Origin of the sequence: Streptococcus sp. HMSC067A03, from assembly GCF_001814295.1 — a bacterium.
Classification (GTDB): Bacteria; Bacillota; Bacilli; order Lactobacillales; family Streptococcaceae; genus Streptococcus; species Streptococcus constellatus.
In genome coordinates this window covers 163,715-186,641 of record NZ_KV815642.1, presented here as the reverse complement: position 1 = coordinate 186,641, position 22,927 = coordinate 163,715, and the positions used below count along the sequence as shown (strand labels likewise).

Below are 22,927 nucleotides of genomic sequence, written 5' to 3'. Positions count from 1 at the left end.
ATTATGTTGAAGAAATTCATAACATTACTGACAACTCTTCTTCTCTCCTTTCTCATGATTGGGACTGTCTGTGCAGAAGAAACCAGCTATATTCGTGATGAAGTCTCAGCCTTTTCAAGCAAGGAAATAACAGAGATTAACAAAGCGGCTAAAGCTATTGAAGAACAATATCATTTTAAAGTTTACTTTTTAGCAGCAAAATCAGTAGGTGAAGATGGTATTTTGTCTTATGCTGAAAAGGTTTATCAAGAATCTGCAGGCACAGCTGAAGGTATTCTCCTTGCTGTTGATAAAGAAAAAAATGAATGGATCCTATATTATGCCGGAAACGCTAAAGAAAAGCTAGGAGCAAAGAGTGACGACATACTTTGGAAAGCTTTTGAGAGTGGGAAAAATATTTATAGCGGTGTTCGGTATTATCTCAATAAAGTAACCAAATTGCTCAATGCATCGGCCAATCCATTACTGGTAGATGAAGCGGACTTGCTGAAGCCGGATCAAGAAAAAACCTTGTTAGCAAAGCTCAAAGATGTTAGCAAACGCCAAAAATGCGATGTCGTTGTCGTGACCGTTAAGAGTCTGGAAGGAAAAAGTGCTCAAGACTTCGCAGATGACTACTTCGACTACAATGGCTACGGTCAAGGAAAAAATCATGATGGGGTGCTTTTCTTAATCAGTATGGCAGAACGGAAGTGGCATATTTCAACGACAGGCTACGGCATCACTGCTTTTACCGATGCTGGCTTAGACTACCTATCAAAGCAGTTCTTGCCTGATTTAAAAGATGGTGACTACAATGCTGCTTTTACAACCTACGCTGAGCAGTGTGATGAATTCCTCACTCAAGCACGAAAAGGGCAGCCTTATGATGTAAAAAATCTCCCTAAGAAGCCTTTAAGTTGGTACTGGATTCCTGGAGCATTGGCTATTGGCTTTGGTCTCGCCTTTCTCATCGTAACAGGAATGAAAGGTCAGCTCAAATCTGTCTATCATCAAACCGGAGCCACTGATTACATCAAGAAAAATAGTCTCCAGATTACCAATGCTCAAGAATTCTTCCTCTACTCAAATGTAGATAAGAAAGCAAAACCGGAGCCTAGCAGCTCCAGTGATTCTGGGGGTAGTAGCACACATACATCTTCATCAGACAGAAGTCACGGGGGCAGTGGCGGAAGTTTTTAGATGGATAATAGTGGAAGTTAAAAAAGGTCAGGATATTTATGCTGGCCTTTTTATTACACTTCATTTTACAACGGGGCGAATTTTAAAATTTTTAAACGATGTTGTCCACAATAATTTTATTTCTAGGAAAATTCAACGAAAAATTGAAAACGCTATCATTTTGCGGTATAATTATTTTAGGTAATTTATTGAATCTTATAATAAAACATATGAGAGGTACTGCAATGTTATCAATAAAAAATATTAGTAAGACATACGGTGAAAAGAATGTTTTGAAAGATATATCATGCTCACTCTCAGAAGGGGTCTATGGACTATTAGGAGCAAATGGATCTGGTAAGAGTACTCTGTTAAATATTATTTGTAAAGTTATTTCATCTGATTCAGGAGAAGTACTATGGGATAATAAACCCATAGTTGCAGAGGAGTTTTATGCTTTATTAGGCTATTTACCACAAAATTTCACATACTATCCCGAGTTTACAGGTTATGAATTTATGAAATATTTGTCTTATTTAAAAGGAGTACCGCATCGCGAAATGAACGAGCAAATTAGGAGCCTCTTGAGAATAGTTGGTTTATCAGAAGTAAAGGATAAAAAAATTTCAACTTATTCAGGTGGTATGAAACAGAGACTAGGGATTGCTCAAGCGCTCATTAATGATCCTAAGATTCTTGTTTTGGATGAACCGACAGTCGGTTTAGATCCACAAGAGCGCGTGAAATTTAGGAATCTTATCAGTTCTCTTTCTACGAATAAGATAGTCATATTATCTACGCATATCGTTTCAGATATTGAAAGTATAGCTAAGTATATATTGCTATTAAAAGATGGAGAATTTAGAGAAGTGGGAAGTCCTCAGGAACTTATTTCTTTGGTAAAAAATAAAGTATGGGAAATACCCCATGCAGAAACAGAGGATTTAAATATTTATAATGACTATACTATCGTAAATCAAAGAGTAAGTTCTAACGGCACAGTGCTAAGAATTATCAGTGACCAAAAGCCGACTATCAATGCTATAAAAATGGAGCCAAGTCTGGAAGATTTATACTTATATTATTTTAGGAAAGGATAAGTAAAATGTTATTGTTTGAAATAAAGAAATTGTTGAAAAAGACAAGTAGTTATGCTGGGTTAGTGGTAGCTGTACTTATCCTAGCTGGTCTGCTCTATGGCATTTTTCTAAACGGTCAACTTAGTGGGTATTCCACCGATAAAATACGAGGAAGAGATTCCATTGCTTTAAATACAGAAATTGCAAATAAATATGCAGGTTCTTTATCCGATGATAAAATTGAATCGATTATTACGCAATCTGTAGAGAATAATGCTAAAAATACGAAATCAGGCTTTTTTGATATATTTTCATGGTATGTCTCAAAAGAATTTATACTTAATAATTCTTCTTATGACCGTGAATTGGAGAATTACAAAAAAAATGGAAGTTTCGACATTAAAAATGTGAAGTTAAAAAAAGTTGACGACTTAGGCCTAACGGTACCTTTGGATTCTATTAAATTAGGAAATTTTGCATCATGGAATCAGCTTTTTCAACTGTTGAGTGCGACTTTTATGTTAATTGGAATATTACTTATCTATATTTTATCTCCTGTATTTTCAGGAGATAAAATGAATGGGATTCTTCCGCTATTATTGACAACTAAATTTGGTAGGACTAAATTAACTTACTCCAAGGTAGGAGCAACGTTTTTAATTTTTTTGTCAAGCTTCATTTTAATTCATGGGCTTATATTTGCATTTTTTGCTTACTATTTTGGCCTAAGTGGTTGGGATACGAGTATTCAAATGAATTTTTATTGGAATTTGTATAGCTTACCTCTCTCATTGAATTTTATTCAATTGTATCTAGTTGTTCTAGTATATCATTTTATTGCTTTACTACTCGTAAGTTCGACAACGTCCTTTATCTCTTATTTCACTAAAAGTACATTTACAACTCTATCATTATCACTGGGCGTATTCTTTTTACCACAGTTATTGTTGCAGATATTCAAAGGTGGAATTGTAAATAAGCTATTAACTTTTTGTCCTATATCAAATATTAATACTGAGTCAATGTTACTTAAATTATCGGATTCAGAAACATTTCTTTTTTCAAATTTTTATTTAAATTTTTTCCTGATATTATCTTTGATGATATTTCTAACTATACTGTTTAATGCTATCATTATCAAAAAACAAAAAATACGGATTAATCTGTGAGGTGACGAAGATAATGAAACTATTTTTCAGGTTTATTATTTCTAAGTGGAAGAATATATTTCCTCATATTCTGCTCAATATTTTGAGAGAGTTTTTGCTGAAAAAGAGTGTAAAAGAAAGTCTGGCTATGATAGTTTTTGATCACTCTAGAACTAGCTATAAAACTAGACAGCAGAGAGATGTAGTCTTGATTGACTGTTGATTTTGTCTCAGATAGCCGATTTAGTTTTTTTGGAGCCAATTCCACTGCATAGAGCTGGAATGGCATAGAAAATGATGAAAATGGCTCCTAGCCAGAAGTTTGTCAATAAAGGATAAACGATAGAGATGCAGGTGAAACCAAGAGAACCAATGATAATCAAAGTGGATCCTACATAATTTTCTTCTATCTGTTTCACATCATTTTCCAAGTCAGAAAGAATATCTTCATTTGCCAGTTGATTTTCATACAAAAAAGTAGCAAACATCTTTCCTTTTATATTTGCATTGAAATCTGCAATGACTTTTGCATAGAAATAGCGTTTGCCTGCCAAACCTAAGACAATCAGCATATTTCCAAGAATTCCCAACATCAAGATTTGCCAGAGAATTCTTAAATTTTTCGTTTGAAAATTATCAATAATCATCCGAACGAGCGTTGGGTTTAAAACTGAATCAATCCATGTCAGCACGATAAACAGAAAGTAAATCGCTAGTAGTTTTTTTGAAATAAATCGTTTCAGCATATTTGATAAGTCCTATCTAAAATACGAATATTTAAAAACTCTCAAAAAGCCGTTTGAGAGTTTTTAAGCGCGCCGTAGCAGTTTTTTAACCAAACTGAGAATTTTAAATTTTAATGGCTGTGGATAATAGTGGAAAGTGCCCATTTTACGAACAATGTAACCATTGAAGTTTTGTTTGAAACGGAGAACGCCGTCAGACCCGTCGAAAATTCCTGTAATGCCAAGAAAATTGTAAAAAGGAATGTTTCGCTTGAGAGCTTCTTTCATGACATATTCTTGGAGAAGTGCTGGGGCGTAGAATTTGTTAAATTCAGGATAGGAACCACTAAAGAGGTAAGTCGCTTCCTGTGGTGTATAGATAAAGAGGCTGCCTGCAAGAACTTGGTCTTCTGTTCCATATTTATCTATCAATTCTTGCGCTTCGGCTTTGCGTGTTTCAAAACTTTCAAATTGGCTAGAGAATTCACGCAGTTGATTGTGCTTCTTCTCTGACTGAGGATTTTTTTCTAAATCCGCTTCTAATTTTTTGATCTTTTGTTCTAGCTTTTTTTGATCATTTTGCAGATGTTGCAAATAATCTTGAAAATTAAGCGTTGCAATCATAAAGTCCGCTTGATTGCCAAAAGCATCGTAGAAATCTTGGTAGTAATCTAAAGGTTTATCACTATATTCACGCCGCTCGGAAGTAGCAGAAGTGATTTCCTTGAAAATATTTAATTCATCTCGCTTCAATTTTTTTAATTGAATGCCGAAAGTATTGGCTTTTTTTACAGTCGATTTACCATTTTTGCTGAAGGATTTGATGAGGTCTTTTTCGGTAAGACCTGCCAGATCTTTGACATAGTGCCAGTCAGGTTCCCCACCGGGATAGCCAGTCTGTAAACCATCAAATTCATAACCTAAGTCTGTCAAATCTTTTATCAATTCTGTTTTTTCGGGCGAAGTAGGTTGACCATTGCTGTCAAATGTTTGATAAGTTTCATAAGGTTTGACAATTAGCTCTAAAGCACCATTTTCTTTGGCGTAGGTCTTGAGTTCACGGTAGAAATGCTGTAGGTCTTGAGGATTTGTTGAAACAGGGCCACAATTTATTTCCATGTGAAGTCCACCTGTCATGGGCATACTGTAGAGCACAGCTGAAACAGTCACTTCGTCATGCTCATTTGTGTATCCTACATATTGACAAGTAAAGCCACGTTTTGATAAGAGCTTCTCCATTTCTACCGTCTGCATAAAAGAACGTTGAGCGCAAGAAGCGCTGTGTTTTACATATTCTTCCTGACGAAGTTGTTTGAGTGTCATGCGATTCCTTTCTTAGTGTTTGCTGCGGTATTTCTTTCTCAAAGTATAAGCAAGGTTCGAGAGATGATAGAGAGGATTAGTTGGGAGATTAAATTCACCAGCGTATTCCTCAATAGTTGGATTGAACTTGGATTTGAAATGATAAAGCCCGCCGTCTAGATCGTTTTCAACTCCCCCCATATTTTGCCAATCGGCGCCACGTTCAAAGGCGTGTTTTGCGGTTTCATACCAAGTGAGGAGAGCTGGCTGGTAGCGGCGGTATTCTTCGTCCATTCCAGCATAGATATTTTCAGAGGTAGTTCCATATTCGAGAACCAAAGTTCCAGATAGAGGCACTGTTGTGACTCCTTGAGTCATTTTTTCTGCTAAGAAATCCATTTCTTCTTGCAGCCGTTTTTGTTCCTGCTTGTTGTTTTCAATTTTACCGGGCTTGGTTTTTTCAGTAAATTTGCTAGCTTCTTTTTCAGCCTTGGATTTTTGTACTTGGAGATTTTCTAGACGCTCGTTTAAATTAATACTTGCAAGTGTGATATAGGACTGCTCAGGGTAGGTATCCAGCAGTTTTTGATAATAATCTTGACCACGCAGATGGATACTTTTTCGATTTTCTGTTTTTTTCATCAAAGCAGAGAAATCGTCCAAAAGCTCTGAACCACCAAATTGGACTTGAATACCTTTGTTGCGAGCAGTGCGAATAGCTTGTCGTGTGCTTTTCGATAAAAGTTCTTCGCTGAAATTATCCTTGTAAATATTTGCTTGAAAGCGTGGCTGAATGGTTTCATCCAATAATTCAGTACGTCCAAGCCAGATAGCACCTGCTTTTTGCAAGTTGTTAATCAAATCAAGAGTTTTTGGATTGTCCTGTCGTTCTTCCCCACTTTGATTTTGAACTAAGAAAAGACTAGGGTCAAACTTGATAAACAGAGCTTTTTTAGTTTTAGCAAATTTTTTCAAAGAAGTCAGAACAAAGTGTAGCAATTCCTGATCTTGATAGTCCATAATAGGGCCACGCGGAATATACAGCATGGTCATACTGAGTGGCAGTGGCTTGATGAGAATGCTGGCCGAGGCTACTAATTGATTATTTTTGTAAAAACCAATTCGTTCATTGTCCCAGTTATCTTTAACCTTTGCCCAAGAAGCACTTTGAAGTAAGTTGGTTTGAGAGCTTTGCTTAACAAAATCATCGTGTTCTTGAGCAGAGATTCCGATTTTATAAGTGTACATTAGTTTAAAACCCACTCTCTAATAGCATATGCAACGCCTGATTCGTCATTTGATTTGGTAATGTATTTGGCGATTTTTTTCAGTTCATCAGTTCCATTTTCCATTACAACAGGATTTCCCACGACTTCTAGCATAGAACGATCATTTTCTTCGTCACCAATCGCCATAGTTTCTTCTTTTGTCAATCCTAATTTTTCTGCCAGATGCACGACTGCAGCTCCTTTGTTGACTGTTTTTTTGACAATTTCTAAGTAAAAAGGTGCAGATTTTACGAGTGTGTATTTATCGTACAATTCTTTAGGAAGTTTCGTGATTGCTTGATCCAAAATTTCTGGTTCGTCAATATACATGATTTTAACGATTTCTTTATCTATCATTTCCTCTGGAGTGCGGTAGTAGACTGGCATATTAACTAACCCAGCTTCGTAAACAGTATATTTTCCAATGTTACGGTTAGCAGTATAAATGCCGTCCTTGGTGATAGCGTGCATATGAACTCCTAGCTTGCGGCTGAGGCATTCGATGTCCAGATAATCCTCATAAGACAGGGGTTCTTTGATATATTCCTCCCCTGTTACTGTATCTTGCACCAGCCCGCCATTGAAGGTAATGACATAGTCGCCTGGCTCATTTAGGTGTAATTCTTCGAGTAAATTTCTCACTCCTGGAATAGGGCGTCCGGTTGCAATGACGATCTTTACTCCAGCAGCTTTCGCATCTTGTACAGCACTGAAAACCTCAGGTGTGACTTCTCTTTTATTGTTCAATAAGGTTCCGTCAATGTCAACGGCAACTAATTTAATACTCATGTTTGTGTGATTCTCCATAGATAAATTGGTCATTTTTGATATACGACAAGAAAGTTTTGCTATTTTCGCTAAAAAGTCCAGCATCTTTCAGCATCTCTTTTGGGAAATAGAAACGATTGTCTCCATGTCTTGTGCCTGCTAACGATTCAACAATGGGCGACAAAGTGGATAATTCAGCAAGATTGCCATCTTTTTGCACAATTTCAATCTGCGTTCGCGGATTTTCTACATGTGGTCGATAGAAATCATACGGCAAGTCAAAATTACGATGAATGGCAGTGTAGTAGTCAGGGTTAAAGCCGACTTCTGCAACTAAATTCCGCATGATATTCAGATATTTTTCATTTTTTTCAGAGAAAATAATGGATTTAAAGACCTTACGGTTGATGAAACGCTGTGCTAAATCAGATAAAATCGTATCAGGACTCGTCATCCAAACTTGGAAATAGGTGTTCATCACACCATCATCCAAAGCAAGATAATCTTTCAAAGTTACTCTTTTTTCAAAGAAAGGAATAAGGTTGGGAGAAGAGAGCACAAAATAGTCTTTCTGCTTTTCATAGAGAAATTTTGCTCGCTTGAGCAAATTCTGTAAGAGTACTTCCATCGCACGGCTAGCTGGATGGAAATAGACCTGCATATACATTTGATAACGACTGACGACATAATCTTCCACAGCATGCATACCGCTGCGTTTGAAAGCAATGCCATTTTCTACTGGACAAATAACGCGCAAAATCCGTGTTAAGTCAAATTGTCCATAAGAAGCACCTGTATAGTAGGAATCTCGCAAGAGATAATCCATACGATCCACATCGATTTGACTGGAAATCAACTGAACAACTTGTTTATTAGGATAAGTATGGTTGATAACACTGGCTACTTTTTCTGGAAAATCAGGTGAAACTTGAATCAGCACTTGGTTAATCTCTGTTTCAGGGCTCGTGATAATCTGGCGTGTAATTTCTTCATGGTCGGTATCAAATAAACGCTCGAAAGTATGTGAATAAGCGCCGTGACCTACATCGTGCAAGAGGGCTGTTGCCATGACTAAGAGACTTTCATGACGATTCCAAACTTCTGGATATTTTTCGTTAAAAATCTTTGTGATGCGTCTGGAAATTTCGTAGGCTCCAAGACAATGTGAAAAACGGCTGTGTTCGCCTCCATGAAAAGTATAGCCAGAAGTTCCCAGCTGTTTAATGCGGCGCAGTCGTTGAAATTCTTTAGTGTTTATTAAATCATAGATGACTTGGTGATCTACATGAATGTAATTGTGCACGGGATCACGAAATACTTTTTCAATCATGGCTCTATTATACCATAAAACAGAAGAAGACCACACTGAAAAAATTAAAGGAAAGAAAGGAAGAAATCTTTGAGATTTTCTGATAAAATAGAAAAGAAAAGCAGTAGATGAGGAGCTTATAGTGTGAAGATTAGAATCAAAAATCAGATACAGTTTGATGAACAAGTAGAACAAATTGATCAAACTTATGACGGAGAATGGCAGAAAAAGGGAGCTTATCATTACTTGCGTTTTGAAAATGAAGAGAATGAAAATGTTGTTTTGAAGTTTCAGGATGAAGAACTAGTCATGACACGTTTCTCTACTCCTAAATCTTTGATGCGTTTTATCAAAGGAGGAGAAGCCTTGATTGGAATTCCCACACCGGTCGGCATACAGCAATTTATCACAAAAACAAGTCATTACCAGGTTGATTTGAAAAAGCAGACACTTGAACTGCATTATCAATTGAGAACACCTGATGGCGGTCGAACTTTTGCGGATTATCAAATGGAAATTTCGTGGAGATAGAAAGATATGAAAAGAAACCTTCCTAGTTTAGTGATGACGGCTATTTTCATTCTCAGTAGATTTATTTGATTTTTTTCTGACAAGGCTTAATATGTTCTTTGACCTAACAGGAACAATTGTCATAGCGATTATTTTATTTATTGTGTCTTGTTATCTATTCGGTAAAATAGATAGAAATTGAACTTTTTTTGCTTGAAAAAATTGAAGAATTTGATATAATAAAAACACTCAAGGGAGTAGCTAGCGGGATATCCGTTACAAGGTCGTCAATACGAAAGCAATTTCCGGCCTTGTATGAAACAGCGAGACTTGTTGCAATAAACAGGTCTCTTTTTGTTTGTCAAAAAGGGATCAAAGGAGGAAATATTTTGTCAAAAGAACAAAAACGCCAAGCGTTTTATACGCAAGGTTCGGAGGAAGTTTTAAAAAATTTAGAAACTTCTGAGCAAGGTTTATCAAGCAATGAAGCCGCTAAGCGTTTAGATGAATACGGACGCAATGAACTGGATGAGGGAGAGAAAAAATCCCTTCTGATGAAATTCGTTGAGCAATTCAAGGATTTGATGATTCTCATTTTGCTGATTGCTGCTATTCTTTCAGTTGTGACTTCAGGTGGTGAAGATATTGCAGATGCGATTATTATCCTAGCTGTGGTCATTATTAATGCCATTTTTGGAGTTTACCAAGAAGGCAAGGCAGAAGAAGCAATTGAAGCACTCAAATCTATGTCTAGCCCAGCTGCGCGCGCGCTGCGTGACGGGCATGTGACAGAAGTGGATTCTAAGGAATTAGTTCCAGGAGACATCGTTATACTGGAAGCTGGTGATGTGGTACCTGCTGATATGCGTCTTTTGGAAGCGAACACGTTGAAAATCGAAGAAGCAGCTCTGACTGGTGAATCTGTTCCTGTTGAAAAACATCTGACTGTTGATGTAGCTGCTGATGCAGGACTGGGTGACCGCATCAATATGGCTTTCCAAAATTCAAACGTTACATATGGACGTGGAATGGGTGTCGTTGTCAATACAGGTATGTTTACAGAAGTCGGTCATATTGCTGGTATGCTTCAAAACGCTGATGAAACAGATACTCCACTCAAGCAAAATCTAAATGGTCTGTCAAAAGTGCTCACCTATGCGATTTTAATTATTGCAGCTATCACTTTTGTGGTTGGTGTATTCGTTCAAGGAAAAGATCCACTGGGCGAATTGATGACATCAGTCGCACTTGCTGTAGCAGCGATTCCAGAAGGACTTCCTGCTATTGTGACCATTGTCTTGGCACTTGGCACACAAGTTTTGGCGAAGAGAAATTCCATTGTTAGAAAGCTTCCTGCAGTTGAGACGCTTGGCTCGACTGAAATTATTGCTTCTGATAAGACGGGGACCTTGACCATGAACAAGATGACGGTTGAAAAAGTCTTTTATGACGGCAGTTTGCATGAAGCAAAACAAGATATTGACTTTGGACTCGACTTACCGTTGCTACGTTCCGTTGTACTTGCTAATGATACTAAAATTGACCAAGACGGGAAACTCATTGGTGACCCAACAGAAACAGCTTTTGTTCAGTATGCACTTGATAAAGGGTATGATGTTAAAGCTTTCTTAGAGAAATATCCTCGTGTCGCAGAATTGCCATTTGATTCTGATCGTAAGCTTATGTCAACCATTCATCCTTTGCCAGATGGTAAATTCTTGGTTGCTGTAAAAGGTGCGCCAGATCAACTCTTAAAGCGCTGTGTGGCTCGTGACAAGGCAGGCGATATTGCGCCGATTGATGAAGCAATGACTCAGTTAATTAAGGAAAATAATTCAGGTATGGCTCATCAGGCCTTGCGTGTTTTAGCTGGTGCCTACAAAATTATTGATGAAATTCCAGAAAACTTAACGTCTGAAAATCTTGAAAATGATTTAATATTCACAGGTATGATTGGAATGATTGACCCTGAACGACCAGAAGCTGCTGAAGCTGTTCGAGTGGCTAAAGAAGCGGGTATCCGTCCGATTATGATTACGGGTGATCACCAAGACACAGCGGAAGCTATTGCTAAACGCCTTGGAATTATCAATGATGATAGTAAAGACCATGTCATGACTGGTGCTGAGCTTAATGAATTGTCAGATGAAGAGTTTGAAAAAGTTGTTGGTCATTATTCTGTCTATGCGCGCGTATCACCTGAGCATAAAGTACGGATTGTCAAAGCATGGCAACATCAGGGGAAAGTTGTTGCTATGACCGGTGATGGTGTCAATGATGCACCAGCCCTGAAGACAGCCGATATCGGTATTGGAATGGGGATTACAGGTACAGAAGTTTCGAAAGGTGCTTCTGATATGATTTTGGCTGATGATAACTTTGCAACGATTATCGTGGCTGTTGAAGAAGGCCGTAAAGTCTTCTCTAACATTCAAAAGACGATTCAATATTTGCTTTCGGCCAATACGGCAGAAGTTTTGACTATTTTCCTAGCAACTCTTTTTGGCTGGGATGTGCTGCAGCCGGTTCATCTTCTCTGGATTAACCTTGTGACAGATACTTTCCCAGCTATTGCACTAGGGGTTGAGCCAGCTGAGCCAGGTGTGATGACGCATAAACCGCGTGGTCGCAAGTCTAGCTTCTTCTCAGGTGGTGTCATGAGCTCGATTATTTATCAAGGATTCTTGCAAGGTGCTTTGGTACTTGGTGTTTATGCCTATGCCTTGATGAATCCTGTTCATGTTGGGGATATGAGAGCCATTCATGCAGACGCATTAACTATGTCTTTTGCAACGCTTGGATTAATTCAACTCTTCCATGCTTTTAATGTGAAATCTGTTTATCAATCACTTCTGACAGTCGGACCATTCAAGTCTAAAACCTTTAATTGGTCTATCTTGGTCTCCTTTATCTTGTTGGCTTCTACTATTTTGATTGAGCCACTAGAAGGAATTTTTCATGTGACAAAATTGGATCTTTCACAATGGACAGCAGTCCTTATTGGCAGTTTTTCAATGATTATCATTGTAGAAATTGTCAAATTTATCCAACGCAAACTTGGCTTTGATCAGAATGCTATTTAAGAAAGAAAAAGTCATCCAAAGATGACTTTTTCTAATAATCTAATTGAAAAGGAAGATATGGAAAAAATACTAAAAGAAAAATTAGCACAGGATATGCCGATTTATCAACAAGAAGAAATCCTTTGGATGTTAGATCATATTGGTCATCCAAATTATAAAATACGAGATGACTTAATCTTTGTTTCTCTAGCCAGAGCCATACAAGAACAGTTATTTACAAAGGACCAGTTTGATTTTGTAGTGGTTGAAGCTCTTAAACGACAGGGACTTTTGTATAAAAAGGAAGAAGTTGGTCAGGCTACTCTGATTCGATCTTTTACGGCTTTATTATTCGCTAATTTGCTAAATGCAGATGCTAAGAAAAATTCACTTTATTTTAAAAGACTTTCTAGTCATCAAAGAATGGCTCTATTTGAACAAGGTCTGTCTTATTTATTGTATGAAAATGATAGTACTGGTTATTCTGAAGAATATGGTTGGGTGCATGCCTTTGCTCATGGTGCAGATCTTTTAGTTGAGATTATCTGTCATCCAGATTTTCCTATAACACGAGTAAATGAGGTTCTTCAAGTATTAGAAAAGATTTTTAAAAGAGTGGATTGGCGCTTTATTAGTGATGAAGATTGGCGTTTGGCACGAGTAATCTATCAAGCTGTTTTAAATGAGAGGCTCTCACAAACCAGAGTTGCGGTTTGGTTAACTTCGCTTAGCTTTCCGTTAGAAAACTCAATAGACTTCATACAGTTTTCCAATGTTCGTTTGTGCTTATTAGAAATTTATCTTCAATTAAATAAAGAAAAAGTTCTTGCAGACGAGCTGAGAGAAACCATTCACTTATTTTCGTACTAGATTTCAAAAGAGATAAGTATAGCTACAATTTCTTCGTTAAAGTGCTTCTTCTTGTATTTTAAAAAAAGAGATAGGAACGATTGTCGTCAAAAATCATAGGAATTTTTAAGTTTTTTAGTATAAAATAGAGATAAAGAGGAGGGATAAAAGATAGTCAAATTAGTGATATTTGAAATTGGAATAAGGAAAATGATACGATAGAATACAGAAAAAGCCTTGGGAACTGCATCTTCCAAGGCTTTTTAAGTGTTTTTTGTTTCAGGTAGATGTGTGCTGAGAGGGCTAAGTTTTTATGAGAACACCCTTGATTTGTATATCGTTAAATTATAAAGAATCTCGTTTATTCTTTGTTAGTCAGCTTATTAAAGTGATTAGTATAGTGCAATTTTAATTTATCTTCTCCCAAAATATCAAGCACTTGTATGGCTTGTTTCATTTTTTTAATTCCGCTACTTGATTGACGCTTAAATTCAAAGTAACCAGTAGCATAGAGAAAGACGGTTTGTTCGTAGAAGTTCAATTCGTTATCTAATAATGATTTTATCTCACTAATTAAATAGGAACAATTCGAAAATTCTTCCTTATCTATGCTAAGAATGAAACAATTTATAGCTAGCTGAGTGACAATCCGTTTATTGGTTTTATTCAATGATGAGTAGAGGTAATTGTTTAACATTTCCTTTGTTAATAGGAAGTAGGACTTGTAGTTAATTGTTCGTACGCAGTTACCTAATAAAATGATTTCATAGTAGCCCCATTTTTCAACTTTGAAGAGATAATCTGTCAATTGAAGTAATTCTTCATCTGATGGAAAAATAGTTGAATCCATTGTGTATAAAATGGATTTTACCATTGTTTTTTCAAAAGAATTTAAAGTGTAATTTGAGGAGTCGGAAAGTAGACATACTATATTATTGATATCTTGTGATGAATATTGCTTACGAATGTACTGTACCAAGTTGGCAAATAACTCAGTTTTGGTGTAGTCCTGATCATGTAAGATAAGAAACTCATCGAAAGAGATATGCAGTTTGTCTAAAATATTGATAAGTCGAGCACAAGATATTTCCGATTCACCACGTTCAAAACGAGAAATTTGTGATTTAGAGAGATGCTCATCCGCTACAGAAGATAAACTGACTTGTTTACCTTTACGGACCTTTCTAAGTGTCATACCAAGTTTTGATTTCATAATTTCCCGTTTTCCCAAAAAAAAATGATTTTATTTTATTTATTGTACAATAAATAAAAATAGAAAGGAAGTCAAAGTATGAAGAAAATTTCAAAACTTTTGCCGATTTTGATTTTGGCAATGGATATTATCATTATTGTTGGTAGATAAAATGCTTAGGTGTATACCTAAGTTTTGGATACTCTAAAGACTTATACCATTAATTATGAATAAAATAATGAAGAAAGTTGAACATATTATGAAAAATAATTTGCTAAGTAGAATTCAAGATAAGAAGGCAAATATTACAATTTGGGGAGCAGGATATATAGGTCTATCCACAGCTTACCACTTTGCATTAGTAGGTTTCCGTGTCAAAATTTTTGATACTAATCATAGATTGATACAGAATCTACTTGAAGGAAATTTACCATTTAAAATTGACTTAGATGAAGAAATATTTAGTGAATTAATATTTAAGAAGTCCATTTTACCAGAAGTTGTAGAACACGCTGATACATATTCTAATGAGATACAAATTATCTGTATTAATACTGAAAGAAATGGAGTACCTATTAGTAAACCATTAACTACTGTATTAGATAATATAACAACAGTATCTGAACAACTAGTTATTATTGAAAGTACAATTTCTCCAAATTGGATTGATACAATTGTAAGACCAAAGTTGAATGATTTGCAGTATCTAGCACTGGCTCCTAGACGAGACTGGTTTTTAGAGACTGGATTAAATTTAAAAACACTTCCTCGAGTTATTGGTACATTGGGATCAAATTATCGTATGGAGGTTTTGAAATTATATGAAATGCTTTCTGATGTTGTGATTGAGGTAACGGATGCCTATCACGCTTGTTTAGTGAAGGCGGTTGAAAATTCTATACGTTATATTAATGTTGTATTTGCTAATGAAATGATGAGAGCATTTCCAAAATATAATATTGCAGAAATTTTCAATGCTGCTTCAACTAAGTGGAATATTCCTTATTATCATCCGTCAATTGGAATTGGAGGGTACTGTCTTCCGTTAGCTCCTAAATATATTTTAGATGCAGTCGATGATAGCAAGGAGTTGTCTATGCTAAGGGAGTCAGTTAACTCTGATTTAAAACAGTCTGACTTTATTACTGATTTAGTCAAAAGCTATAACTGTCAAAAAGTAGGAGTATTAGGTTTAAGTTATGCTCCGGAGACTAAAATTTGGAAGAACTCCCCAGCTATTAGTTTAATCCATTCTTTGTTAAGAAATGGAATGGAGGTAAAAATAAATGATCCATATTACTCTAGTGAAGAAATTCAAGAAATAACGACTGTTCAATCTTTCAGTTTAAATAGTGAGTCATTACAAGAATTTGACATATTGATAATTGCTACCTCACATAAAAGTTATGATGGAGAATTAGAAAGATTCCTTTTTGATTTAGATAAAGAAATAATTATTTTTGATAATTTTGGAGTGAATAAGAATCTATCTAGATTACCAAATATTCATTATTTTGAAATTGGGAACTTCCAATATAATGAAAGTAGGAGATAAGGTGAAAAAAGCATTAATAATTACAGCCCATCCAGATGATGCGGAAATTTCTATGGGTGGACATATAATTAATATGGTTAATAGTGGTTTTTATGTCAAACTGCTAGTCTTATCGGTTCCAGAAGATAAAACGAGGATTTTAGAAGCAGAAAAGTCTGCAGAATTTCTAGGAATAGAATTAAAAATAATTAGTGAAAAATCTCAAGTTTCTCAGTTTAGTTCAAGCAAATTAGTTTCAATTATTGACAACGAAATTGAGGAATTTAATCCATCTTATGTGTTTACACATTGGGAAAATGATGCTCATAAAGATCATCGAATCATATTTAAATCTGTACAGTCCTCTAGTAGGCGTCATTCGTTTACTTTTCTATCGTTTTCTCCTCCCAATATATATGTTAGCAATGCTTTGCAGTTTGTTCCAAATATTTTTGTAGAAATAAATATTGAGAAAAAGTTGAGGGCTATCGAATTCCATAAAAGTCAAGTGAATAAAAAGTCATACCCAATCGACGGCCCTAAAGTTCAATCTGTCTTATTTGGTAAACATATAGGAGTAGATTATGCAGAGGGATTTATACTGATTAGACATATAAATAGGAAGTGTTAATGCGGAAGTATGAAACAAATAATATTATCCACTGGGAGTACTAGTTCTCTAGGGTTAGATAATCTAGCAACCTTTGAAAAATTTACTAACAATGAAGTATATGATTATGAAATTTTTTTCCAATCTAGATTGGAATTGACCGCTTCTGAAATAAAAAAAGTAAAAGAATATTGCAGCCAAAAGGGAGTAAATGTAAATTCTATACATCCTTTTATGGAGGGATATGAGGTTCCAAATCTATTCTCTGTAAATATAAAAAAATATACAGAAGCCAAAGACATATTCTACCGATTTTTAGAGATATGCGTATTATTAAATTCAAAATATTTGATTATGCACGGCCCTTTACAAAATTGTGATTGGGACAACAGTATTGATAGAATAAAGTTTTTAATAGCTGAAGCTGAAAAGTATAATATTGATATAGCGATTGAAAATAAAGACTATACACTTTTCTATTGTCCTGAGCAGATTATTCTCTTAAAAGAACAACTGGAAAGTGATAATTGGGGATTTGTTCTAGATTTTAAGTCTGCTTGGAAAGCAAATATATCTTTAACAGATATGGTAGATGCAATGGGGAAGAGGTTATTATTTTCTCATGTTTCGTTTAGGGATTTAGAAAATAATAAATATGGAATTTCATTTCAGAAACCTGATAAAAGTGTATATAAAATTTTTTCATATATAAAGGAAAAATACAAGACTCCTAGATATGTCATTGAAGTTGATTTAGTAGAGAGTGAAATTGATATTATTCGAACAATTTCTCATGTAGAGGGACTATTATGAATTTAAGGAAGAAAGTTAAAATATGAAAAAATGCTGGCTTACAACAAACTTTGAAGACTATGTAAAAGCATCAAGTGCGAATGAATTGACGTTACTTGTAAAAAATCAAGAAATTGATTTGTTGGAAATTTCAAGTTTTTATGATGTAGAATTTGAATTTTATACAAAGGATAGATTATCAATAACATACAAAGGAAAAACTATAGATAGCGAGTCAGTCGTTATTTATATTGGAAGTAACCTCATGTGTCAGAAGTCTGTAGAATTATACGCTAGCAATAGAAATTATAATTTTACTTCATATAAAAATATTAGTGATTTTTTGGATACTGAGTTTGAAAAGAAATATGATTATGTGACTATTGTCTGTAACATTGATAATATTGATGACAGTAGTTTTTATAAATGTACAAACAAAGTCAATATTAATAATATTTATACTTCAGTCGGCTTTCTTTTGTATGACGACATATATGATTTAACTTATCAGATATTTAAAACAGTATCTTTAGAAAATACCTTTAAAGATAATTCTTTATTGATTGCACACGATGAAAAGATGAAAAACAAAAACTATTTTAATTTTTTTGATTCGTCGAAAGGCAACTTCCCTTATACTGATGAGATGGATATTTTTTCATTCCATGGACACAGTCGAGAAGATAAACTCTTTATTTATAATGGATATATATGTTGTACAAATAATGACAATAATGTGATGGAGGCGCGAAGTGGGTGTGATATTCCTCATTGGGCTAGAAATCCAGAATACTATGAGGGAAAAAAGGATATAGTAGATAATAAAGAGATAAAATGTAAAATAGCCTTTTTAAATTCTTGTAGTGGTATTCACTTTAAAAAAAGTCTATATCGAAAGGAATATTGGATTTCTGAAGGTTTTCGTGTTAGCTATCCAGCTGTAGTAATTGGGAGCAATATTATTAAAGATGGTAGTAGTATTGAAAATATATTCTTTATAGAATTAATAAAAGCTGGATATAGTGTGGGAGAATCAGTTAATATTTTAAATAAAATGTCAAAAGACTTAAAATATGATACTGGTTCATTTTGCATTTTAGGTGCTCCTGAATTTAGGCTTACAACTCTAAATAGTAGTTCAGAGAAGATATTGTATGAAATCAAAGATTTCACAGATAATCTTCTTATTTTAAAAAATCGTTTAAAAAAATATTTGGAAATTTTTCATAAGCAAAAACAAATAGATATTTATGGCGTAAAAGATAAACGAATTCAGAATATACAAATAAATGTAGAAAATCAGCTACAATCGCTTGTGCGAAAAATTAATATTTCAAATATACATAGATATAATTTATGTCAATTAAATCATGAAATGGATGTTCTAGAAACTCAATTAAGAGATTTACAGGATAGAATAATTTCAGATTTGAGTATGAAGACTAGAACAGGAAATTATCTATTTTCAGAGTATTATCATGAACTTTCAGAAATAGATTATGAAGAGTTCCGAGAAAACTCTTGTCCAAATTGTAATAATTCTATTCTGTTACAGAAATTCACAGTGCTTCCAGAAAATGTAAGTAGGTTTGTATATAAATGCTCAAGATGTGGTACTTCAATTGATTTGCCTAGGAATGTCTTTAGAGATATAAATTTAACAATGGAAATTAATATAGAAAAATTAGAAATAAAGGTGTTGTTCGACTATCAAAACCTAATTAAGAAGGGAGAAATTGCAGCAGTAGATTGTGAAATATTAGAAGCTGATAGATATTCAATTGAGAGAGTAGTGGCTAATAATCAAGATAGTTTGCAGGGAGAGACTACTTTTAAATATAATCTCCAAAAGACACCGCTGCAAGTATATTATTTAAAAGTATATATAATGATCAACGGTGAGTTACTACATAGGAGTATTCCTATAAATTTGTAAGTTAGTAAAGAATTGTTGGTGATTAGATATGGGATCAAAAATTTCAATCTTAGATAGACTATATTCACGGATATATATTCAGAAATTAAAAAAATTAGGTGCAAAAATTGAAGAGAATGTTGTGATTTGCTATGGAGCAAAGCTCATTTTTAATAAAGGATGTTTAATTCAGAAGGATACAGTCATCGGTAGATTCGTAGTAATAGAAGCAGATAGGATTACAATTGGAAATAATTGCTTATTTTTTCCAAAAACTATGATTTACTCTAAGGAAACATTCAGTTTGGGAACAAGAGGAAAAATTAGTAAAGATTGTATATTTAGGGCAAATAATATAAATATCGGAAGAGAATTTTGGTGTAATGAGTCAGTAAGAATTGGAGAAGGTGGATGGAATCAAAAAAGTGCAAATATTAAAATTGGTGATTATCAATTCATAGGACCTCGAGCGCAAATAAATGTAAGTGATTCTGTGGAACTAAGGGGATATGGTGGTCTAGGAATCGAGGCAATGATTTTTACGCATGGTGCGGGACATGGTCAATCGGCAATTGATGGATATTATGCTGAACAAAATAAAGTTATTATTGAAAAAAATGTATCCATTTTAACAAGGGCTATTGTTCTACCAGGTGTCATAGTTGGTCAAGGTACTACTGTAGCAGCAAATGCTATCGTAACCAAGAGTTTTGCACCCAACTCATTAATAGGAGGAGTTCCGGCAAAGTATATAGGTCCAAGTAGTAAAGAAGTTTCTGTGAAAGAGCGAAAAAATATAATTGTTGATATTTTAAGTGAGGGATTGGGAATAGAACCAGAGATAAAAAATAATAGCTTTTGTTTTGAGAAATTTAATGAAAATATTATTTTTCAATATAATTTAGAAGAAATTGAATCTACTGATTCTATTGATCAAAGAGATATTATCATTTTTTACCAAGGGGATAATAAATATCATAAAAATTATAGTACCTATATTGATTTGAAATCGAAAATAATTTCAGGCAAAACAACTAAGGCTTCAGAATTTTTAAGAGATAAATTTAGAAGAAAGGGAGTAATCTTAAATTATAAAAATTATAGTCCATTTTTATTGAATTATGATTATTTAATAATTAATAAGATTGAAATTTAGATGAGATATGGAATTATCGAAAATGATTAATAATGTGTTTGAAAGTTGTATTCATACTGAATATTATTTAATTGATTTATCGAAGATAAAAGAGAAGAGAATAGCAGTCATAGGGGAAAATAAAGCTGAGTACTTAAATATGATTTTAAATCTCATGCTACAAGGTAAGGTTGTTATTCCAATTAATCCGATTCAAACTAATTCTCAAATTGAAACACTTTTGAATATATCCGATGCTGAAGCAGTATTATCAGATAATAACTTTCAGTGTAAAAGTGAGAAAAAAGTTTATCAATTTTGTGAATTCAATAATATTTATAATAATCTTGAAATAGGGATTTCGGATACTCCTTTAGTATTTTTTACATCAGGTACCACAGGAGCTCCTAAATCGGTTGTGATTAATAAGATATCTTTTACAGAATTAATTAATCTAATGATCTCACAGTTAGAAATTTCCAGTGATGATATATTATATCTCCCTTCGCACATTGCCTTTATTCAATCTCTCTGGGTTGCCATGATAGTTATTTTTACGGGGGGAAGAGTAATTTTTAAAGATAGAATTACTTATAAAAATTTTTTCAAGGAACTTCAATTAAACGATGTAACAATAACTGTTATGGTACCTACTATGATGAATAAACTTGTTAATTTATATACAAATACTCTTGAAGAGTGCGAAAAATTAAGATGTATTATTGTAGGTGGAGAGGTTATAAATAAAGATAGTGCAATCTTTTTATTAAATAAGTTGAAAAACGCAAATATAGCAAATGCATATGGAATGGTAGAGACAACCGCAGTTTGTTGTCTACAATATGGACGTGATTTAAAAAATATTAACTCTGTTGGTACATCTTTACCGGGGGTTGAAGTTGAAATAAAGAATATGGATGATGATGGGAAAGGTGAAATCTGGATAAAGACAAATCGCTTTATGAACGGATATTATCCGAATAAACATACTGATGAATGGATATATACAGGAGATAGAGGATACAAAAATAGGGAAGGTCTTCTATTTGTAACAGGTCGAGATAGTATGTCAATTAATAAGGGAGGGATAAAAATTAACCCTATTGAAATTGAACAAATTATTCTTCAATTGCCGGATATTCAACTTTGTAAAGTTGAAAAAATTAGTGACATTATTTACGGAGAAAATTATATATTAGAAGTTATTTCTGAAGTGAAAGATAGTAATAGAATAAAAGAACTGATTTTAACAAACTTAGGTAAATATTATTTACCTCATTCAATAAAATTTGTTGAATCTATAGAAACAACTTCTAGTGGGAAATTGAAGAGAAAATAGTATGGTCAAAAAGGGAAATATCAGGTTAAATTATCCGAAAGGTTTCTTTGATCTTGATGAAATTCAATTTAAAAAATATTGTGACGTAGAAAATAATTTGAGGGATATAGCATCTATAAATGGTTTTGAATTGATCAAAGTTTCATCTGCTGTTTATAGTCATTTAAATGAATACACTCATGCATCTATAGGAAGGTATTATCAAATTAAAGATGAAAAAGATAGAAGTATAGGACTAAGCTCGGATGGTTCTATGTCTATACTGAGATATTTCTATAACAATAAGCAGGGTTATAGTAGCTATAAAGTTTGTTCTAATGCAACAATATATCGAAAAAATAAAAAACTACGGGAATTTTCACAATTTTGCTATGAGATTTTTAATGCTTCTTCAATCGATGAGTTACAGTTTAATTATATCAATTTAATTATTGAGATTCTTGATTCACTTGAGTTAGAAAGTATTGTTATATTAACTAATTTCAATATTTGGAAAATAATTTTATCAAAATATAATAATTATAAAGAGGTATTATATGAGTTAAGAAAGAGTAAAGACATGTTAGGAATGATAAATTCATTAAATATCAATCCAAGGTATGTAAAATTTTTATTAAAATTTCATAAGGGAAATTTTACAATATATGATTTGTTAAACTATTGTAAAGTAAATCAATTATTTGAATTAATTGATGAACTTTGTCAAATGCAGAAATATATAGAGTTCATACGACATCGTCTTACTATTCAAATTAATTTGTTTGATTTTAGAGGCTCTGAAGTTTTTGAAGGTATTTACTATAAATGTGTAGATAAAAATGAGAGACCATTTTTAGATGCTGGAACTTACTCTAATTTAATATTTGAAGTAACTAAAAAGGGCATACTAAGTGGTGGTTTAGCGGTTTGTATAGAAGCTCTTTTAGATAGAATTCAAATTTCAAAAAATCCTAAAAAAGTTTTTGTGAAATATGTTGGTGGAAAAAATTTTAAAATTGGCGATTTTTATAATATTCTAACTCTCATTCGAAAGGAAAAGTTGAAAAAGTTTTTTATTAAAGAAGAGGTTAGTTCATTGTCTCTAGCAAAAGCGAAGAGGAGGGCATACAATCAGAAATATGATTTTTTTATAGCTATTGGTGAAAGAGAGAAAAATAGGAGTGAAATTATGATTGAAGAATTACAAACACGTTCAAGAAGAATAATAACATTAAATGGAGGGTAATTAA

At 33.7% G+C, this 22,927-nt stretch carries 20 protein-coding genes; 14 read left to right on the top strand and 6 right to left on the bottom strand.

What is annotated here, in order from left to right; translation table 11 throughout:
• Positions 1–3 precede the first annotated feature (3 nt).
• The 3 genes from HMPREF2963_RS01505 to HMPREF2963_RS01495 all read left to right on the top strand — a co-directional run bounded on the left by HMPREF2963_RS01505 (position 4) and on the right by HMPREF2963_RS01495 (position 3,409).
• Complete coding sequence (locus HMPREF2963_RS01505; protein WP_070668183.1) at positions 4–1,182, top strand: TPM domain-containing protein; 1,179 nt, start codon at positions 4–6, stop codon at positions 1,180–1,182.
• Positions 1,183–1,406: 224 nt separating this feature from the next.
• A complete protein-coding gene (locus HMPREF2963_RS01500) occupies positions 1,407–2,261 on the top strand; it encodes an ABC transporter ATP-binding protein (protein ID WP_070668180.1) in 855 nt (284 codons plus the stop codon).
• Between the two features lie 5 nt (positions 2,262–2,266).
• Complete coding sequence (locus tag HMPREF2963_RS01495) at positions 2,267–3,409, top strand: ABC transporter permease subunit (RefSeq protein ID WP_070668177.1); 1,143 nt, start codon at positions 2,267–2,269, stop codon at positions 3,407–3,409.
• 209 nt (positions 3,410–3,618) lie between these two features.
• Here the strand turns inward: HMPREF2963_RS01495 and HMPREF2963_RS01485 are convergent, their stop codons facing one another.
• The 5 genes from HMPREF2963_RS01485 to HMPREF2963_RS01465 form a co-directional block, all read right to left on the bottom strand.
• Entirely contained in the window at positions 3,619–4,134 is a 516-nt protein-coding gene (locus HMPREF2963_RS01485) for an ABC transporter ATP-binding protein (RefSeq protein WP_261786454.1), read from the bottom strand.
• Between the two features lie 63 nt (positions 4,135–4,197).
• A complete protein-coding gene (locus tag HMPREF2963_RS01480; RefSeq protein ID WP_070668171.1) occupies positions 4,198–5,436 on the bottom strand; it encodes an aminoacyltransferase in 1,239 nt (412 codons plus the stop codon).
• A gap of 12 nt (positions 5,437–5,448) precedes the next feature.
• Positions 5,449–6,663 carry an aminoacyltransferase gene (locus HMPREF2963_RS01475; RefSeq protein WP_070668168.1) on the bottom strand — a complete coding sequence of 405 codons (1,215 nt, stop codon included), beginning with the start codon at positions 6,661–6,663 and terminating at the stop codon, positions 5,449–5,451.
• The gene (gene yidA / locus HMPREF2963_RS01470) at positions 6,663–7,472 is read right to left on the bottom strand and encodes a sugar-phosphatase (protein WP_006267278.1); all 810 of its coding nucleotides are present in this window, start codon (positions 7,470–7,472) and stop codon (positions 6,663–6,665) included. The genes HMPREF2963_RS01475 and yidA overlap by 1 nt, the downstream gene beginning before the upstream one ends.
• Complete coding sequence (locus HMPREF2963_RS01465) at positions 7,462–8,781, bottom strand: HD domain-containing protein (protein ID WP_070668165.1); 1,320 nt, start codon at positions 8,779–8,781, stop codon at positions 7,462–7,464. The genes yidA and HMPREF2963_RS01465 overlap by 11 nt, the downstream gene beginning before the upstream one ends.
• A 123-nt stretch (positions 8,782–8,904) precedes the next feature.
• Between HMPREF2963_RS01465 and HMPREF2963_RS01460 the strand changes: the two genes are divergently transcribed.
• The 3 genes from HMPREF2963_RS01460 to HMPREF2963_RS01450 all read left to right on the top strand — a co-directional run bounded on the left by HMPREF2963_RS01460 (position 8,905) and on the right by HMPREF2963_RS01450 (position 13,202).
• Positions 8,905–9,291, top strand: coding sequence for a YwiB family protein (locus HMPREF2963_RS01460; RefSeq protein WP_003025360.1), 387 nt, complete (start codon positions 8,905–8,907; stop codon positions 9,289–9,291).
• A gap of 368 nt (positions 9,292–9,659) precedes the next feature.
• Positions 9,660–12,353, top strand: coding sequence for a cation-translocating P-type ATPase (locus HMPREF2963_RS01455; protein ID WP_070668162.1), 2,694 nt, complete (start codon positions 9,660–9,662; stop codon positions 12,351–12,353).
• 57 nt (positions 12,354–12,410) lie between these two features.
• The gene (locus HMPREF2963_RS01450; RefSeq protein WP_070668218.1) at positions 12,411–13,202 is read left to right on the top strand and encodes a DUF2785 domain-containing protein; all 792 of its coding nucleotides are present in this window, start codon (positions 12,411–12,413) and stop codon (positions 13,200–13,202) included.
• Between the two features lie 340 nt (positions 13,203–13,542).
• Here HMPREF2963_RS01450 and HMPREF2963_RS01445 read toward each other — a convergent pair whose 3' ends face one another.
• Positions 13,543–14,394 carry a helix-turn-helix domain-containing protein gene (locus HMPREF2963_RS01445; RefSeq protein WP_070668159.1) on the bottom strand — a complete coding sequence of 284 codons (852 nt, stop codon included), beginning with the start codon at positions 14,392–14,394 and terminating at the stop codon, positions 13,543–13,545.
• A 78-nt stretch (positions 14,395–14,472) separates the two neighbouring features.
• On the opposite strand from HMPREF2963_RS01445, the gene shp3 reads away from it, so the two are divergent.
• From shp3 to HMPREF2963_RS01410, 8 genes are all read left to right on the top strand, one after another.
• Positions 14,473–14,544 carry a peptide pheromone SHP3 gene (gene shp3, locus HMPREF2963_RS09190; protein ID WP_142917870.1) on the top strand — a complete coding sequence of 24 codons (72 nt, stop codon included), beginning with the start codon at positions 14,473–14,475 and terminating at the stop codon, positions 14,542–14,544.
• A gap of 67 nt (positions 14,545–14,611) precedes the next feature.
• Positions 14,612–15,928: a nucleotide sugar dehydrogenase gene (locus tag HMPREF2963_RS01440; RefSeq protein WP_232007997.1), complete on the top strand. Its 1,317-nt coding sequence runs from the start codon at positions 14,612–14,614 to the stop codon at positions 15,926–15,928.
• 1 nt (position 15,929) lies between these two features.
• The gene (locus HMPREF2963_RS01435; protein ID WP_261786453.1) at positions 15,930–16,538 is read left to right on the top strand and encodes a PIG-L deacetylase family protein; all 609 of its coding nucleotides are present in this window, start codon (positions 15,930–15,932) and stop codon (positions 16,536–16,538) included.
• Between the two features lie 9 nt (positions 16,539–16,547).
• The gene (locus HMPREF2963_RS01430; RefSeq protein ID WP_037597391.1) at positions 16,548–17,330 is read left to right on the top strand and encodes a sugar phosphate isomerase/epimerase family protein; all 783 of its coding nucleotides are present in this window, start codon (positions 16,548–16,550) and stop codon (positions 17,328–17,330) included.
• Between the two features lie 22 nt (positions 17,331–17,352).
• Positions 17,353–19,245, top strand: coding sequence for a hypothetical protein (locus HMPREF2963_RS01425; RefSeq protein ID WP_070668153.1), 1,893 nt, complete (start codon positions 17,353–17,355; stop codon positions 19,243–19,245).
• A 28-nt stretch (positions 19,246–19,273) separates the two neighbouring features.
• Entirely contained in the window at positions 19,274–20,380 is a 1,107-nt protein-coding gene (locus HMPREF2963_RS01420) for an acyltransferase (RefSeq protein ID WP_070668150.1), read from the top strand.
• A gap of 7 nt (positions 20,381–20,387) precedes the next feature.
• Positions 20,388–21,698, top strand: a complete 1,311-nt coding sequence (locus HMPREF2963_RS01415; RefSeq protein WP_070668147.1) for an AMP-binding protein — start codon at positions 20,388–20,390, stop codon at positions 21,696–21,698.
• A 1-nt stretch (position 21,699) separates the two neighbouring features.
• Positions 21,700–22,923 (top strand): ATP phosphoribosyltransferase regulatory subunit, encoded by a 1,224-nt coding sequence (locus tag HMPREF2963_RS01410; protein WP_037597383.1) that lies wholly within the window; start codon positions 21,700–21,702, stop codon positions 22,921–22,923.
• The last annotated feature ends 4 nt before the right edge of the window (positions 22,924–22,927 follow it).

What these genes read in the sequence shown, in the direction of transcription:
- HMPREF2963_RS01505 (WP_070668183.1), top strand. Translation starts at nt 4, where the DNA reads ATGTTGAAGAAATTCATAACATTACTGACAACTCTTCTTCTCTCCTTT.
- HMPREF2963_RS01485 (WP_261786454.1), bottom strand. Translation starts at nt 4,134, where the DNA reads ATGCTGAAACGATTTATTTCAAAAAAACTACTAGCGATTTACTTTCTG.
- HMPREF2963_RS01495 (WP_070668177.1), top strand. Translation starts at nt 2,267, where the DNA reads ATGTTATTGTTTGAAATAAAGAAATTGTTGAAAAAGACAAGTAGTTAT.
- HMPREF2963_RS01445 (WP_070668159.1), bottom strand. Translation starts at nt 14,394, where the DNA reads ATGAAATCAAAACTTGGTATGACACTTAGAAAGGTCCGTAAAGGTAAA.
- HMPREF2963_RS01415 (WP_070668147.1), top strand. Translation starts at nt 20,388, where the DNA reads ATGGAATTATCGAAAATGATTAATAATGTGTTTGAAAGTTGTATTCAT.
- HMPREF2963_RS01425 (WP_070668153.1), top strand. Translation starts at nt 17,353, where the DNA reads ATGAAAAAATGCTGGCTTACAACAAACTTTGAAGACTATGTAAAAGCA.
- HMPREF2963_RS01420 (WP_070668150.1), top strand. Translation starts at nt 19,274, where the DNA reads ATGGGATCAAAAATTTCAATCTTAGATAGACTATATTCACGGATATAT.
- yidA (WP_006267278.1), bottom strand. Translation starts at nt 7,472, where the DNA reads ATGAGTATTAAATTAGTTGCCGTTGACATTGACGGAACCTTATTGAAC.
- HMPREF2963_RS01440 (WP_232007997.1), top strand. Translation starts at nt 14,612, where the DNA reads ATGAAGAAAGTTGAACATATTATGAAAAATAATTTGCTAAGTAGAATT.
- HMPREF2963_RS01480 (WP_070668171.1), bottom strand. Translation starts at nt 5,436, where the DNA reads ATGACACTCAAACAACTTCGTCAGGAAGAATATGTAAAACACAGCGCT.
- HMPREF2963_RS01465 (WP_070668165.1), bottom strand. Translation starts at nt 8,781, where the DNA reads ATGATTGAAAAAGTATTTCGTGATCCCGTGCACAATTACATTCATGTA.
- HMPREF2963_RS01450 (WP_070668218.1), top strand. Translation starts at nt 12,411, where the DNA reads ATGGAAAAAATACTAAAAGAAAAATTAGCACAGGATATGCCGATTTAT.
- HMPREF2963_RS01430 (WP_037597391.1), top strand. Translation starts at nt 16,548, where the DNA reads ATGAAACAAATAATATTATCCACTGGGAGTACTAGTTCTCTAGGGTTA.
- HMPREF2963_RS01475 (WP_070668168.1), bottom strand. Translation starts at nt 6,663, where the DNA reads ATGTACACTTATAAAATCGGAATCTCTGCTCAAGAACACGATGATTTT.
- HMPREF2963_RS01410 (WP_037597383.1), top strand. Translation starts at nt 21,700, where the DNA reads ATGGTCAAAAAGGGAAATATCAGGTTAAATTATCCGAAAGGTTTCTTT.
- HMPREF2963_RS01500 (WP_070668180.1), top strand. Translation starts at nt 1,407, where the DNA reads ATGTTATCAATAAAAAATATTAGTAAGACATACGGTGAAAAGAATGTT.